The sequence below is a fragment of the Acinetobacter lwoffii genome (assembly GCF_024129355.1).
GTDB lineage: Bacteria > Pseudomonadota > Gammaproteobacteria > Pseudomonadales > Moraxellaceae > Acinetobacter > Acinetobacter lwoffii_I.
Map to the genome: position 1 here is coordinate 223,867 of NZ_JAMXXP010000001.1, position 14,360 is coordinate 238,226.

The following is a 14,360-nucleotide window of genomic DNA, read 5'->3' on the forward strand; positions in this document are numbered from 1 at the left end:
AATTTTAATCATGATTTAAAGTAATGGGCTTACTCATAGAGATTTTTAAGTGACTATTTTTTAGAGTAAAACTTAAAAATGAAAAAATAAGAGCAAAGAGAGGCTAAAAGTTTGATGAAAAAAACATCACTTGAATAATTAAGCTTTGTATAAACTTTTCTATTGAAAGTAGATTTAAAGAAAATGCCTCATAATAGGCATACATCCCTAAATGAATCACAAAACTTTCTTTACTGATATCTACTAAAAAACGCTCAATTTTTATCCAAAAACAAGTAAAAACTTAACAAAAGTAAGAAAAAGCAGCATATTTGCTATAAAAAGCTATGTTTCTCATACATCTTTATAGATACATGCACTATTTAGGTGCGCTAAAAAATAAAGCTGAAATAAAATAAATGAAGAATGCTTGAATATAGTGCATTTAGTTTTGCAGCTAGTATAATAGCCGCAAAGTATTTTTGTCACTTCATGATTTCTTATAAAGATTTCAAGATTTTATCTATACTTTTAAAAGTTGGTACGGTAATTGCTTAATAACTATCAACTGCTAACACGCACTTCACGGGTGCAACAAAAACATCGGAGCAAAATGAGCATGGCGAACAAGGTCCTTCAACTCATACAAGAAAGTGGCGCAAAATGGGTCGATTTTCGCTTTACTGATACCAAGGGTAAAGAGCAACACGTCACTTACCCAGCAGACAGTATTGATGAAGATACATTTGAAGACGGCAAAATGTTTGACGGTTCTTCAATTGCAGGTTGGAAAGGCATCGAAGCATCGGACATGATTTTACGTCCGGATGCGGCAACAGGTTTTATCGACCCGTTCTTTGCAGAGCCAACAGTTGTTGTAACTTGTGACGTAATCGAGCCATCAACTGGTCAAGGTTATGATCGTGATCCACGTTCGATTGCGCGCCGTGCAGAAGAATATTTGAAATCTACCGGTATCGGTGATACTGCATTCTTTGGTCCAGAACCAGAATTCTTCGTATTTGACGAAGTAAAATGGGAAATCGACATGTCTGGCGCGCGCCATACATTGATCGCTGAAGAAGCTGCTTGGTCAACTAACAAAGACTACGAAGGCGGTAACTCTGGTCACCGTCCACGCGTAAAAGGCGGTTACTTCCCAGTTCCTCCTGTAGATTCTTCACATGATATGCGTGCTGATATGTGTGCAAGAATTGAAGACATCATGGGCCCAGGTCGTGTAGAAGTACATCACCACGAAGTTGCTTCTTGCCAGTTAGAAATTGGTGTGAGCTTCAACACTATGGTGCGTAAAGCAGACGAAGTTCAACAGTTCAAATATGCGGTTTGGAACGTTGCGCATCAATATGCAAAAACAGCAACCTTTATGCCTAAACCAATGGTTGGCGATAACGGTTCTGGTATGCACGTGCATATGTCGATCTCTAAAGACGGCAAAAACCTGTTTGCTGGTGATGAATATGCAGGCCTTTCAGAAATGGCGTTGTACTTCATCGGTGGTGTAATTAAACATGCCCGTTCTTTGAATGCGATCACTAACCCTTCTACAAACTCGTATAAGCGTTTGGTTCCACATTTCGAAGCACCGATTATGCTTGCTTACTCAGCGCGTAACCGTTCTGCATCTATCCGTATTCCTTACGTGTCTAGCCCGAAAGGCAAGCGTATTGAAGCGCGTTTTCCAGATCCAATGATGAACCCGTACCTAGGTTTCGCGGCATTGTTGATGGCTGGTCTTGACGGTATTCAAAACAAGATCCACCCAGGTGAAGCTGCTGACAAGAACTTGTACGATCTTCCACCGGAAGAAGAAGCAAAAATCCCTACAGTGGCGCATAGCCTGGATATGGCGCTTGAAGCACTTCAAGCGGATCATGATTACCTGTTAAAAGGTGGCGTGTTCACGAAAGAAATGCTTGATGCTTATATCGAGCTTAAAACTGAAGAAGTTCGTCGTTTAAACACGACTACTCACCCAGTTGAATTTGATATGTACTACAGCTTGTAATTCATCACGAATTAAAGCGAAGAAAACCCGCGCATGTCGCGGGTTTTTTTGTATCATCTATTTATAATTTTAAATGATTGATGGGCTTAAATGGCACAACGTAAAAAGCACACCAGCTTTTATCCATGGATTGATCCAAAAGATCATAACAAAGGTTTTAAGTTGAACTTCTCTGAAGTGACTTATCTTGAAGTGGGGCGGACTCCCGAGGGTTATAAGCAGGCTCAATTTGTGGCGCTGAAAAATCCTGAAATGGCGCTGGATTATGCTTATCCAGAATCATTTTATTTGAGTACTGAAGGTTTTATTTTAATTAAAACCCCACAAGGCAAATATGAAATCATTGCAAAAACAGATAACTGTTAACAATGAATAGTCGTTCTAGAAATCAAAATCAGCGTGTGTTGCTGTCAACTCTGCCTGTTGAGTTAAAACCGTGGCTGTATGCATCGGGTTCACTCACGCAACAACTGACCGATTTGGCGCAAGGACAATTCCATGTCGAGCCAATTCAAGAGCATTTTCAGCGTTTAAGCTTTGCCAATGCCAAATGGATGCAGATGTCACATCAGCATACTTCCTGGGTGCGTGAAAGTTATCTCTACGGCTCGGAACAGTCTCCTTGGGTGAAAGCCAAAAGCATCTTTCCGATTTTAAGCCTGCAAAAAAAAGCCCGAATTTTTCAGCATATTGGCACCAAACCGATTGGCTGGTTTCTGTTTCAGCGCACTAATCCACTGTGCCAGCGCCGGGTGGTACTTTTAGATGAGGGCTGGACCCGTCAGAGCTGCTATACTTGGCACGGCTGTAAATTTATCGTACAAGAAACATTTTTACCGGCATTTGAACACTTTATACAAAATTCACGGGCTTGATTTTTATGGCAACCGCACAAGCAATCACCTGGCGTGAGCGTCTTAGCGCCTATTATTATCTTTGTCGTTTTGATAAACCGATTGGGACTGAACTGGTTTTTTGGCCTACCATGTGGGCGCTGTGGATTGCAGCTCAGGGCATGCCACGTATTGAAATTTTAATTCCCATGATTTTGGGTGTGATTTTTATGCGGGCGGCAGGCTGTGCCATTAATGATTTTGCTGACCGTAAAGTCGATGCACATGTGGAGCGTACTAAAAACCGCCCATTAGCGACCGGGATTATCAGTGCCAAAGAGGCCATGATGGTATTTCTGGTTTTGGTGGCTGCCAGTGCCTGCTTGCTATTTTTTCTGCCAATCGAAACTTTTTACTGGTCATTTGGGGCTTTGTTTCTAGCGTTTATTTATCCTTTTATGAAGCGCTATACCCATTTGCCTCAAGTCTTTCTGGGGGCGGCATTTTCCTGGTCGATTCCGATGGCTTATACCGCAGTTGGGCAAACGCCGGATTTAACCTGCTGGCTTTTATATTTTGGTAATCTGGCCTGGACCGTGGCCTATGATACCCAATATGCAATTGCAGATCGTGAATACGATTTAAAGATTGGGGTGAAATCAACTGCGATCTTATTTGGTCGATATGATATTCAGATCATTAGCGCTTTGCAGGCCATTAGTATTCTTTTGATTGCTGTAGCACTTTGGCTAGAAAATTTACTGATTCCATTTGGTTTGGCTGCATTAATTGTTGTCGCTCTCGATTTTATTTACCAATGGTTTAAAACTCGAGATAAAAATCCACATTTGTGTTTCTGGGCGTTTAGGCATAACCGCTGGATTGGACTGATTATTTTTGCAGGAATACTACTGGCTTTGAGGTAGTGACTGTCTATCGACTGAGAAAAAAGCGTCCTATAAGGATGCTTTTGTTATTGCCTAATCTATAAGGCTTGAGCTATGACTTTATTTTGTTATATTGGGCAGTGTAATTAAATGACGAAATTAAAGCAGGTTTGTTATGTCCGAGCAGCCACAGCCCCGCAGTGTCAAAAAGCTATTGATCTTCGGTACGCTTGCACTTTGTATTCCGGTATTTTTAATTAGTATGGCATTTCTTGCAGTGAATAGTGATGCTAAAAATCAGGAAAAATACAAGCAGCAGTAGGCAGATATGATTGCGCGTATTGAAGCACGAGAAGCTGCTGAAAAGCTCAAAGCAGAGTAGGATGTTAAGGCAAATTCAACTCAAGCTGCGTCTGAAAGTACAGCAACAGCACCTTAATCTATTTAAAATCCCTTTGCACTTGTCTAATACTGCAAATGTCTGTGTAGTAGATAGTTGCATGGGTTTCTGCAAACGATGATTTGACTGTAGATATTCGATACTTAGTAATTAGGCAAGCCGTATTCTAGAATGGAAAAATATAGTCACCCATCATCCGATCGGTGGCTATATTTAAATCATCTTAAAGCAATTCTTTGCGCAATTGTTCTGAAGATTTAATTGAAAGTAGGGCAGGTGCTACATCTAGGGCTGTTTTGGCACCATATTGCTGGGTTTGATTCAGGCGGTAGCAGGCACGAGCATAAGCCACTAGAACACTTGCAGTAAACTCCGGATTGCTATTCAGCTTTAAAGAAAACTCAATCACCTGTTTTTGTGCATCACTGGTATTACCACTACGAATGACAAAACCGCCATGTGGCATATCCTGATGATCTTTCAGTAAAGTTTCCTCACTGATAAAATTCACAGTCGTATTATAATCAGCAAAATAATCAGGCATGCTGACGATGGTTTGTTCAACTGTTGCTGCATCAGCTCCTTGTTCCAATACCACATAACAGTCACGATGATGTTTGTCTTTGGTGCTTAACTCAGGTCGTGCGCCACTGCGGACTTGTTCAATCGCGTCAGTAGATGGAATGGTGTATTGCACACCAGCTTTCACACCTGCTACACGGCGGATCGCGTCTGAATGTCCCTGGCTTAAGCCTTTACCCCAAAAAGTATAAGTTTCACCATCTGGTAATAACGCTTCACCAAATAAACGGTTAATCGAGAACATGCCAGGATCCCAGCCAATAGAAATCATGGCTGTTTTTTGGTTGGCAAGGGCAGGTGCATCGACTGCAGCATAGTATTCCGGAATACGTGCATGCGTATCAAAACTATCTACAGTGTTGAATTTGCTTGCGAAGATAGGAGCCTGTTGTGGCAAGTCATCTTTCGAGCCGCTACAAAGAATCAGTACATCAATTTTGTCGCTAAAATCATTTAATAGTGCATCCATGCTATACACTTGAGTTTCTGCAAAGCAAGGAGAGACGTTGCTTGGTGAGCGGCGAGTAAAAATACCGACAAGCTGCATATCAGGATTTTTTTGGATGGCAGTTTCAACACCGCGGCCAAGATTACCGTAACCCGCGATACCAATACGAATAGAATTTTGCATAAATAAATGATCACTGAATAAAAAAACAACGCCAAAAATAAGCAAGGTGATGATAGCTAGAAATGAAACAGGCCAATCAGGTCATCTGACTTATATTTTGTTTTCGAAAGGATTATAGAGCGATAACTTAAACTTTATCACCCTAATCCTGCAGAAAGGCAGGTTTAACTGAGAATGCTTGTGATGAGACGCTAAATTGGACGAGGATTGGCTAATTTTGAAGCACTAAAAGCTGCCGAGAAATTAAAAGCGGAGCAGGAGGCTTTGATTAATCCAATTCAAGCTGCACTGGAAAGTGCCGAAATTGCACAGTTTAACTTATCTTAAATCCCTTTGCAGTTGTCTGATAGTTGGAATCTGAGTGTATCGAATCACGGTATAGCCTGCTGCAATCAGCATCGCATCACGTTCAGCATCTTCCTGCTCTTTGCCAATATGGCTCGGATCATCCAGTTCGACAATCGCCACTACATTATATTCACGATCAAGTACTACGAAGTCTGTAACTTTACGATTAAATTGATTACGCATTTTCATCTGATCGTGCGTGATCAAAGCGCTAAATGCGACTTGTGCCAGAATATGATGATGGGGAAAGGCATCTTTCAGACGTGTAAACATGCTGCTTTCAAAAGCAGTAATGACGCGCTTTGGATAGAATTTCTTTTGACGAGTGAAGATATGCGGCAAGAGCAGGCAAACTAATGCAAAAGTTGCCAGGCAGCCAATCACAAAAAATATAAACTGACTCAAATTAAACACAGATCACAAAAGAGGAGAATAAAAAAACCCACTTCGCAATGAGTGGGTTTTTTAGAATCTTGGCTCTCCCACCTGGGCTCGAACCAGGGACCTGCGGATTAACAGTCCGTCGCTCTACCGACTGAGCTATGGGAGAATAGATTGGCTCTCCAACCTGGGCTCGAACCAGGGACCTGCGGATTAACAGTCCGTCGCTCTACCGACTGAGCTATTGGAGAATCTGACAGCGATTATAGAGAGATTTGAAAAGGGGTCAAGGCACTTTTGGAAAAAAGCTGCAGAAATTGAATCAAGTGTTTTAAAAATAGTCGAAAAGGTTTGTAGTTCAAACTGTTATGTTTATGTAAACTGGTCTTAACAGCAAAATCGCGATCAGCCTTAATTTTGATAAGTGATCTGGAGCATAAGAAATAAGTTAGCTGATCGCGCATATAAATCAATATGATCTCAATTTAAAAAATACAGCTATAAAAAAACCCACTTCGCAATGAGTGGGTTTTTTAGAATCTTGGCTCTTCCACCTGGGCTCGAACCAGGGACCTGCGGATTAACAGTCCGTCGCTCTACCGACTGAGCTATGGAAGAATAGATGGCTCTCCAACCTGGGCTCGAACCAGGGACCTGCGGATTAACAGTCCGTCGCTCTACCGACTGAGCTATTGGAGAATCTGATCGGCATTTTAGGGAGGAATCAGAAGGTCGTCAATCAATTAATGTAAAGAAATGAATTGTTTGCTTTATTAATATTCACTTAGTGCCTAAAAATAAAAAAATCACCCAAAATGGGTGATTTTTTTAGCAAAGAAATAAAGAATTATTTCTCAACACCTGCAGGCTGACCTGCATATTTAGCATTTGCATAATCCCAGTTTACTAGGCTTTCTAGGAAAGTAGAGATGTACTTAGGACGAGCATTACGGAAATCGATGTAGTAAGCGTGTTCCCAAACGTCAATCGTCAACACTGCAATTTTACCGTGCGCCATTGGCGTATCAGCATTTGAAGTTTTCATGATTGAAAGCTGACCGTTTACTTCGTCAGCCACTAACCAAGCCCAACCTGAACCAAATTGAGTAGTTGCAGCAGCAGCAAATTCTTCAGCAAATTTTTCATAAGAACCGAATGCTTCGTCAATTTTCGCAGCCAAAGTACCAGTTGCTTTACCGCCGCCGTTTTTAGCCATACAGTTCCAGTAGAACGTGTGGTTCCAAACTTGAGCCGCGTTATTGAAAACACCCGCTTTAGAAGCATCACCAGCAGTTGCTGTAATAATTTCTTCTAGAGTTTTGCCTTCAAGCTCAGTACCAGCGATCAGGTTATTCAGGTTAACCACATACGTATTGTGGTGTTTGTCGTGATGGTATTCTAAAGTTTCTTTGCTGATGTGTGGAGCAAGATCTTCGTAGCCATAAGGTAATGCTGGTAAAGTAATGGTTGTCATGTTTTCAATTCCTTGCATTTTGCTGGGTTTTAACAATAAGTGGCTTTATTGTAATAGATAATCGGGCAGAAATGGGCATCGTGTATAAATAACAATACAGAATAAAGCCTGAAAATATATGAATAAAGCCACTGATCATAAACGTCAGTCGAATTAAATCGGATTGTTTAATTCGAAATAATCATACTCAATATTAAACTGTTCTGAAATAGCCTTGGCCAGGCGTTGCACACCGTATTTTTCAGTCGCATGATGGCCACAGGCATAATAATGCACATTCAGTTCCTGAGCTTCATAAAAGGTCCGTTCAGACACTTCGCCCGAAATATAGGCATCACAGTTCTGTAGTGCCGCTTTTTGAATATAATCCTGCGCACCGCCGGTACAGAAACCGACTTTATGGATTTGAGTTTTGTCTGCAGGCAGATGAATCGCATCAAAGCCCAGCTTTTCTGAAACATAATTTTTAAAATCTTCCGGACTCATTGGCTGTTTTAAATAGCCAATATTGCCAATCGGACGTTTTTCATTCGGATCCAGCTGTTCGATATTTTCGAGTTCTAATAAATCCGCAATGGTAGCATTATTTCCCAGAGTTGGATGACTGTCTAAAGGTAGGTGATAGCCAACCAGTGAAATATCATTTTGAATCAGGGTTTTAATGCGTTTACCACGCATTCCCGTAATTGGGTAGGCTTCTCCTTTCCAGAAATAGCCATGATGAACCAGCAATAAATCTGCGCCTTGCTCAATTGCAGCTTCAATGGCACTCTGGGAAGCAGTCACAGCACAGAGGATTTTATTCACCTCGGATTTGCCTTCAATCTGCAAGCCATTCGGTGCATAGTCCTTAAATTCACGTGCTGCCAAAGTTTGGTCACACCATTGAATAATATCGTTCAAATTCGCCATAAAATTCCTGTAAGTTTAAAAACTTGCCCATATTTATCTATAGGTCTAATTGTAACTAAAGCTGCACAAATCTCTGTGGAATTTTTTGTGTTTAGTTATGTATTTCGCATTACAATAGGACACAAATTACTTAGTCATCAACGAATTAAAATATTTTAGAGGATAGCAACGTGCGCCGCACCTTTACATGGTTACCCTGGGTGTTACTGATTTTAGTCATTATCGGTTTTTTGGGGTGGCAACAACTACAAAAACCAAAGGCACCAGTTGCGCCAGATGGTGTCAAAATGCCTGCTGAAAAAGTAGAGCCGTTGATTGATACGTCGCGCTCAGGAGGCGTGGTCTCCTATAGTGCTGCTGTAAAAGTGGCAGCACCCGCTGTCGTGAATATTTTTACTACCCAAAAAGTCAAGCAACAGGCGCATCCTTTACTGACCGATCCGGTATTTCGTGAATTCTTTGGCGATCAGTTGCCTGACCAGTATGGACAAAGCCCGAATGAAAACAGTTTAGGTTCGGGTGTAATTGTACGTCCAGACGGTTATATCCTGACCAATAACCATGTGATTGCGCAGGCCGATCAGATTGTAGTGGCTTTGCAGGATGGACGTCGTGCTGAAGCCAAGGTGGTCGGAACTGATCCGGATACCGATCTGGCCGTGATCAAGATTGAACTGACACAATTGCCAGTTCTGCCATTTAAACTCAGTGGCAATGAAGTCGGTGATGTGGTTCTGGCGATTGGTAATCCTTTTGGTGTTGGGCAAACCGTGACGCAGGGGATTATCTCGGCAACGGGCCGTTCAGACTTGGGTATTAATACCTATGAAGACTTTGTGCAGACTGATGCTGCAATTAACCCGGGTAACTCGGGTGGTGCGCTGATTGATGTCGCCGGTAATTTAATTGGTGTGAATACTGCAATCTTCTCGCAGTCTGGTGGTTCACTGGGGATTGGTTTTGCTATTCCGGCCAAAATCTGTCAGCAGGTGATGAATGCCATTTTGAAAGATGGCCGTGTGGTTCGTGGCTGGTTAGGGATCAGCTTATTACCTGCAGAGCGTGATGATGTCCTGCAACCCAAAGAAAAAGGTGTGACGGTCGCAGAAGTGCTACCGGATGGACCTGCTGCCAAGGCTGGAATCCAGCGTGGCGATAAGATTATGAAAGTAAATGAGGAAGAGATTAGTTCTGCCTCACATCTGATTAATTTTGTGGCCTTGCAAAAGCCAAACAGTACCATTCAGATTGAAATTGAGCGGGCAGGAAGAACCATGATCCTAGAGGTTGTGGTGACTGAACGTAAGGCACAAAACAGTGCTTCACAATATATTCCTCTGCCAGGCCAATAAGTTTGATTAAAAAAAATCCCTCATGATGAGGGATTTTTTTTATACTTTCTTTCAGCATGTTCTGATACAAAAGTGAAATATTAAGCGTTTTATAAATCATTTAGCTTAGTGAAATAACATTAAAAGAGAAAATAAAAATGAATTTTATGACGGCAGATCAGGCCAAAATTTTATCTAATGTTGCTAACCTGAATATTGAAATGTATAAGCCACGTCTGGCGCAACTGATTGAAGATAATGCCCGGCAAGGCAATACAGCGGTACTGACAGTTTTTCCCAAACATCTGCCTTTGGAAGATATCCGTGCCTTGTCTGCCGAGTTAACAGATCTGGGTTATAACGTACGTTTTGAAGTACAAGAATTTTATTACAGCTTTAATGTCTACTGGCTGTAATTTTAACAGTTGTTCAAAAAAGGTCCTGTTTAGGCATATATTTTGCTGCGTTCATCTCATATTTAAACTATGAGAAATTTATGTCTTTATTTATTAATCATGCAGCACAGGCAGATGCACCTTATGTGGTGCTTTCGTCCGGACTGGGCGGACATGCCAGTTTCTGGAATCCTCAAATTAGAGTTTTACAGCAGCATTTTCATGTGGTTACTTATGACCAGGAAGGCTGTCATTCAGATTCTGAACTCTTGCCCACGCCTTATTCGATCGACCATATGGCCGGCCAGATTCTGGATTTATTGATCAATGATGGCATTCGAGAGTTTCATTTTATCGGGCATGCGTTGGGCGGACATATCGGCATGCAACTGGCGACCTATCAGGCTGAAAGAAAGTTTAAGCTGCTCAGTTTGACCATGTTAAATGCTTGGGGAGAGCTGGATGCTCATACTCAGAAGTGTTTCGAAGCCCGGACTTCGTTATTGCTCAATAGCGGGGCAGAGGCATATGTGAGAGCACAGGCTTTATTTCTTTATCCGCCGCAGTGGATTTCAACCCATATTGATCAGTTAACCGAAGCAGAAAATAAGCAGCTCCTTGACTTTCCACCGATCAAAAATGTTCTGGCACGCCTACAAGCCGTGCAGACTTTTAAACTAAACACAGAACATCAACAGGCACTCAAAGATATTCCTATACATCTGCTTGCCAATCAGAATGATTTCCTGGTGCCTTATCAACGGTCACAGCAATTACAGCAATGCTTGCCGCATAGTCAGCTAAGTTTGCTTGCTACAGGTGCACATGCATCTACTGTGACCGAGACAGATCAGGTGAATCAACTGATCCTTTCATTCCTGATTTCCCCTTAGTTTGAAGATTTTTTTAAAGCCAGACCTCGTGTCTGGTTTTTTATTTTTTCTAATCAATCATTTTTGTAGCATCAGCATGGTTTTTACTTCGAATTGATGCATGAACTGCAAATGCAAAAATTGCTACGAGTGCACTTGAATGAAACAATATGTTCAAAATTGACTCATAGGTAAAAATGGTTATTTTACTAAAAATTCAAAAAATAAAATATTAAGTAATTGATAATTATAAATTAAATATAGTTGGCACACGCTTTGCAATGTTTATCTTGTAAATAAAATTCCCGAAGTGGAATCAGAATTTTGAATAAGTGTTAAAAATAATGAGGTGTGAAAATGAAAATAGGTGTCTTCTGTCCAATCGGAAATAATGGCTGGTTACTCTCTGAAAATGCACCGCAGTACATGCCGACTTTTGAGTTAAACAAACAAATCGTACAGCGCGCTGAGCACTATGGTTTCGATTTCGCACTTTCTATGATCAAGCTGCGTGGCTTTGGTGGCAAGACTGAATTTTGGGAACATAACCTGGAAACTTTCACCCTAATGGCAGGTCTTGCTGCTGTCACCAGCAAAATTAAAATTTTCGCAACTGCCGCAACTCTGGTGATGCCACCTGCAATTGTCGCGCGCATGGTATCAACTATTGATTCGATTTCAAATGGTCGTTTTGGTCTAAATGTGGTGACCGGCTGGCAACCACCTGAATATACCCAAATGGGTATGTGGCCAGGTAATGACTATTTTGGTAAACGCTATGAATATCTGTCTGAATATGTACAAATTCTGCGTGAACTTTGGGCGACTGGTAAGTCAGACTTTAAGGGCGAACATTTCCAGATGGAAGACTGTCGTGTCAGCCCTCGCCCGCAAGCAGACATGAAAATCATCTGTGCTGGTCAGTCTGATGCCGGTCTGGAGTTTTCTGCGCAATATGCTGACTACAACTTCGTGTTTGGTAAAGGGCTGAATACACCGACCGCTTATGCAGAAATTAATGATCGCCTAAAAGAAAAAACAGATGTGACGGGTCGTGATGTACAGACTTATGTGCTGTTTATGGTCATCGCGGCAGAAACTGATGAAGAAGCTCAAGTGAAATGGCAACACTATAACGATGGCGCAGATATGGAAGCGATTAACTGGTTGATGAATCAGGGCGGGAAAGACACGACTTCCGGTGCAGATACCAATATCCGTCAAATGGCGTCTAGCGTATCTCCAGTGAATATCAATATGGGAACCTTGGTAGGTTCTTATGAAAATGTGGCACGAATGTTGGATGAAATTGGCGAGATCAAGGGCACTGAAGGTGTGTTGCTGACCTTTGATGATTTCGTTCAGGGTGTAGAAGATTTCGGTCAGAAAATCCAGCCATTGATGAAATGCCGTGAGCATATTGTGATTGAGGGTGAAGCACCTGTACTGGAGAAAAGCGCATGAGTGAATTAGTGGTAAGGGCCGGTTTTACTGAAAAACTCGGTACCGGAAAATCGCTTAAAGCTGAGCCTGAAGCAATCTGCCTTGCACCTGAACAGACTGCCCTGATTGTGATCGACATGCAGAATGCCTATACCTCGCAGGGTGGCTATCTGGATCTGGCTGGTTTTGATATCTCAAAAACCAAACCCGTGGTCGAAAATATAAAAAAAGCAGTCGATGCTGCGCATGCGGCCAGTATTCAGGTGATTTATTTCAAAAATGGCTGGGATGCAGAATATAAGGAAGCGGGTGGTAAGGACTCTCCAAATTTCCATAAATCCAATGCCTTAAAGACCATGCGTAAACGTCCTGAATTACAGGGGCAATTATTAGCAAAAGGTGGTTGGGATTTTGAGCTGATTGATGAGTTAAAACCACTGCCACAAGACCTGGTGATCGAAAAGCCACGTTATAGCGGTTTCTTTAATACCGCGCTGGACAGCATGTTGCGTGTAAGAGGAATTCGCAATCTGGTCTTTGTGGGGATTGCCACCAACGTGTGTGTGGAGTCGACACTACGTGATGGCTTCTTCTTAGAATATTTTGGTATCGCACTTGCTGATGCCTGCCATCAGGCCGGTCCAGTCGAAGCGCATGAAGCCAGTCTGTATAACATCAAGACTTTCTTTGGCTGGGTATCAGATACCAAAAATTTTGTAGAGACCTTTCAAAAAGAAAGTGAGTCACTAAAAGAAACTAAATTAGCTGTAAGCGCATAAAGAATTAAAGAACAGAATTAAGGAAAAAATAGTATGCCTAAAGAAATCATTATTCCAGCAGGAACATCGAAACCATTAGCACCGTATGTACCGGCAACCAAGGCAGACAATATCGTGTATGTATCCGGTACATTAGCTTTTGATGAAAATAATAATGTGGTGGATGTCGGTGATGCCGCAGCACAGACCCGTCATATTCTGGAAACTATCAAGCGTGTGATTGAGGAAGCAGGCGGCAGTATGGATGACGTGACCTTTAACCATGTCTTTGTCAAAGACTGGGCAGATTATGCTGCGATTAATGCAGTTTATGCAGAGTATTTCCCGGGAGATAAGCCGGCACGGTATTGCGTACAGACAGGTTTGGTCAAACCTGATGCGCTGGTCGAAATTGCTTCGATTGCCCATGTATAAGTCGATCTACCTGATTCAATCTCATTACTAGATGCCCCAGGTCTGAAACTGAATATTGACTTGGGGGCGGGAGAACAGCATGAATGCCAAACTATCTAAAATCATCACAGAAACAGTTGCAGAAAATAACGCATTAAATAAGGTTTTGGCGACTAACGCATCAGATGACATCTTTACCCAAGTTGATCAGCAGATTTTCCGTCAAGGCATGTCCAATCTCGGGGCTGCAGTCAATGTCATTACCACGCAAGGTGAGGCAGGACAGGCAGGATTTACTGCCTCAGCCGTATGTAGCGTGACGGATACACCACCAACGTTGCTGGTGTGTCTGAACCGTTCTGCTTCAGTTTATGAAACCTTTAAAAAGAATCAGGTGTTGTGTGTGAATACCCTGGCATCACATCAACAACATCTTTCCAATCTGTTTGGTGGAAAAACACCAATGGCAGAGCGTTTCAGTCAGGGGAACTGGAAAACTTTGGTGACCCAGTCACCTGTACTTGAGGATGCCTTAGTCAGTTTTGACTGCGAGGTGGTCCAATGTTTATCCGTAGGCAGTCATGACGTGCTGTTCTGTGAGGTGAAAGCGATGTGCCAGAGTCAAGGCAATGCGCTGATGTACTTCAACCGTTCTTACTGTGAGCCACACAAAATGTGCTAATTCAATTCA

At 42.0% G+C, this 14,360-nt stretch carries 15 protein-coding genes, 4 tRNA genes and 1 pseudogene; 12 read left to right on the forward strand and 8 right to left on the reverse strand.

Going from position 1 to position 14,360, the window contains the following annotated elements; genetic code table 11:
* Positions 1–592 precede the first annotated feature (592 nt).
* The 5 genes and pseudogenes from glnA (at position 593) to NI468_RS01165 (ending at position 4,110) form a co-directional block, all read left to right on the forward strand.
* Positions 593–2,008: a type I glutamate--ammonia ligase gene (gene glnA / locus NI468_RS01145; protein WP_004279641.1), complete on the forward strand. Its 1,416-nt coding sequence runs from the start codon at positions 593–595 to the stop codon at positions 2,006–2,008.
* A 90-nt stretch (positions 2,009–2,098) separates the two neighbouring features.
* Positions 2,099–2,374 carry a hypothetical protein gene (locus tag NI468_RS01150; protein ID WP_005107419.1) on the forward strand — a complete coding sequence of 92 codons (276 nt, stop codon included), beginning with the start codon at positions 2,099–2,101 and terminating at the stop codon, positions 2,372–2,374.
* A 2-nt stretch (positions 2,375–2,376) separates the two neighbouring features.
* Positions 2,377–2,883, forward strand: a complete 507-nt coding sequence (locus tag NI468_RS01155; RefSeq protein WP_004279643.1) for a chorismate--pyruvate lyase family protein — start codon at positions 2,377–2,379, stop codon at positions 2,881–2,883.
* 5 nt (positions 2,884–2,888) lie between these two features.
* Entirely contained in the window at positions 2,889–3,767 is an 879-nt protein-coding gene (gene ubiA / locus NI468_RS01160; protein WP_253099168.1) for a 4-hydroxybenzoate octaprenyltransferase, read from the forward strand.
* A gap of 136 nt (positions 3,768–3,903) precedes the next feature.
* A pseudogene (locus tag NI468_RS01165) lies at positions 3,904–4,110 on the forward strand (hypothetical protein).
* Positions 4,111–4,351: 241 nt separating this feature from the next.
* On the opposite strand, the gene NI468_RS01170 reads toward NI468_RS01165, so the two are convergent.
* The 8 genes from NI468_RS01170 to NI468_RS01205 all read right to left on the reverse strand — a co-directional run bounded on the left by NI468_RS01170 (position 4,352) and on the right by NI468_RS01205 (position 8,456).
* A complete protein-coding gene (locus NI468_RS01170; RefSeq protein WP_253099171.1) occupies positions 4,352–5,341 on the reverse strand; it encodes a diaminopimelate dehydrogenase in 990 nt (329 codons plus the stop codon).
* 318 nt (positions 5,342–5,659) lie between these two features.
* Positions 5,660–6,103, reverse strand: coding sequence for a DUF2726 domain-containing protein (locus NI468_RS01175; RefSeq protein ID WP_253099173.1), 444 nt, complete (start codon positions 6,101–6,103; stop codon positions 5,660–5,662).
* A gap of 60 nt (positions 6,104–6,163) precedes the next feature.
* Positions 6,164–6,239: transfer RNA gene (locus tag NI468_RS01180), tRNA-Asn, on the reverse strand.
* 6 nt (positions 6,240–6,245) lie between these two features.
* Positions 6,246–6,321, reverse strand: a tRNA-Asn gene (locus tag NI468_RS01185).
* Between the two features lie 291 nt (positions 6,322–6,612).
* Positions 6,613–6,688, reverse strand: a tRNA-Asn gene (locus NI468_RS01190).
* Between the two features lie 5 nt (positions 6,689–6,693).
* Positions 6,694–6,769, reverse strand: a tRNA-Asn gene (locus NI468_RS01195).
* 148 nt (positions 6,770–6,917) lie between these two features.
* Positions 6,918–7,544, reverse strand: a complete 627-nt coding sequence (locus NI468_RS01200; RefSeq protein WP_004646486.1) for a superoxide dismutase — start codon at positions 7,542–7,544, stop codon at positions 6,918–6,920.
* 153 nt (positions 7,545–7,697) lie between these two features.
* Entirely contained in the window at positions 7,698–8,456 is a 759-nt protein-coding gene (locus NI468_RS01205) for a Nif3-like dinuclear metal center hexameric protein (protein WP_253099175.1), read from the reverse strand.
* A gap of 170 nt (positions 8,457–8,626) precedes the next feature.
* Between NI468_RS01205 and NI468_RS01210 the strand changes: the two genes are divergently transcribed.
* The 7 genes from NI468_RS01210 (at position 8,627) to rutF (ending at position 14,351) form a co-directional block, all read left to right on the forward strand.
* Entirely contained in the window at positions 8,627–9,808 is a 1,182-nt protein-coding gene (locus NI468_RS01210; protein WP_044112775.1) for a S1C family serine protease, read from the forward strand.
* 137 nt (positions 9,809–9,945) lie between these two features.
* The gene (locus NI468_RS01215) at positions 9,946–10,203 is read left to right on the forward strand and encodes a hypothetical protein (protein WP_004730148.1); all 258 of its coding nucleotides are present in this window, start codon (positions 9,946–9,948) and stop codon (positions 10,201–10,203) included.
* Between the two features lie 80 nt (positions 10,204–10,283).
* Complete coding sequence (gene rutD, locus NI468_RS01220) at positions 10,284–11,075, forward strand: pyrimidine utilization protein D (RefSeq protein ID WP_253099178.1); 792 nt, start codon at positions 10,284–10,286, stop codon at positions 11,073–11,075.
* 336 nt (positions 11,076–11,411) lie between these two features.
* The gene (gene rutA, locus NI468_RS01225) at positions 11,412–12,518 is read left to right on the forward strand and encodes a pyrimidine utilization protein A (RefSeq protein WP_253099180.1); all 1,107 of its coding nucleotides are present in this window, start codon (positions 11,412–11,414) and stop codon (positions 12,516–12,518) included.
* Positions 12,515–13,276 (forward strand): pyrimidine utilization protein B, encoded by a 762-nt coding sequence (gene rutB / locus NI468_RS01230; RefSeq protein ID WP_253099182.1) that lies wholly within the window; start codon positions 12,515–12,517, stop codon positions 13,274–13,276. The genes rutA and rutB overlap by 4 nt, the downstream gene beginning before the upstream one ends.
* 33 nt (positions 13,277–13,309) lie before the next feature.
* Entirely contained in the window at positions 13,310–13,690 is a 381-nt protein-coding gene (gene rutC, locus NI468_RS01235) for a pyrimidine utilization protein C (RefSeq protein ID WP_253099184.1), read from the forward strand.
* 145 nt (positions 13,691–13,835) lie between these two features.
* Positions 13,836–14,351, forward strand: coding sequence for an NADH-dependent FMN reductase RutF (gene rutF, locus NI468_RS01240; RefSeq protein WP_373683632.1), 516 nt, complete (start codon positions 13,836–13,838; stop codon positions 14,349–14,351).
* Positions 14,352–14,360: the final 9 nt, after the last annotated feature.

What these genes read in the sequence shown, in the direction of transcription:
- NI468_RS01150 (WP_005107419.1), top strand. Translation starts at nt 2,099, where the DNA reads ATGGCACAACGTAAAAAGCACACCAGCTTTTATCCATGGATTGATCCA.
- ubiA (WP_253099168.1), top strand. Translation starts at nt 2,889, where the DNA reads ATGGCAACCGCACAAGCAATCACCTGGCGTGAGCGTCTTAGCGCCTAT.
- glnA (WP_004279641.1), top strand. Translation starts at nt 593, where the DNA reads ATGAGCATGGCGAACAAGGTCCTTCAACTCATACAAGAAAGTGGCGCA.
- NI468_RS01200 (WP_004646486.1), bottom strand. Translation starts at nt 7,544, where the DNA reads ATGACAACCATTACTTTACCAGCATTACCTTATGGCTACGAAGATCTT.
- NI468_RS01205 (WP_253099175.1), bottom strand. Translation starts at nt 8,456, where the DNA reads ATGGCGAATTTGAACGATATTATTCAATGGTGTGACCAAACTTTGGCA.
- NI468_RS01155 (WP_004279643.1), top strand. Translation starts at nt 2,377, where the DNA reads ATGAATAGTCGTTCTAGAAATCAAAATCAGCGTGTGTTGCTGTCAACT.
- rutB (WP_253099182.1), top strand. Translation starts at nt 12,515, where the DNA reads ATGAGTGAATTAGTGGTAAGGGCCGGTTTTACTGAAAAACTCGGTACC.
- rutA (WP_253099180.1), top strand. Translation starts at nt 11,412, where the DNA reads ATGAAAATAGGTGTCTTCTGTCCAATCGGAAATAATGGCTGGTTACTC.
- rutD (WP_253099178.1), top strand. Translation starts at nt 10,284, where the DNA reads ATGTCTTTATTTATTAATCATGCAGCACAGGCAGATGCACCTTATGTG.
- rutC (WP_253099184.1), top strand. Translation starts at nt 13,310, where the DNA reads ATGCCTAAAGAAATCATTATTCCAGCAGGAACATCGAAACCATTAGCA.
- NI468_RS01170 (WP_253099171.1), bottom strand. Translation starts at nt 5,341, where the DNA reads ATGCAAAATTCTATTCGTATTGGTATCGCGGGTTACGGTAATCTTGGC.
- NI468_RS01215 (WP_004730148.1), top strand. Translation starts at nt 9,946, where the DNA reads ATGAATTTTATGACGGCAGATCAGGCCAAAATTTTATCTAATGTTGCT.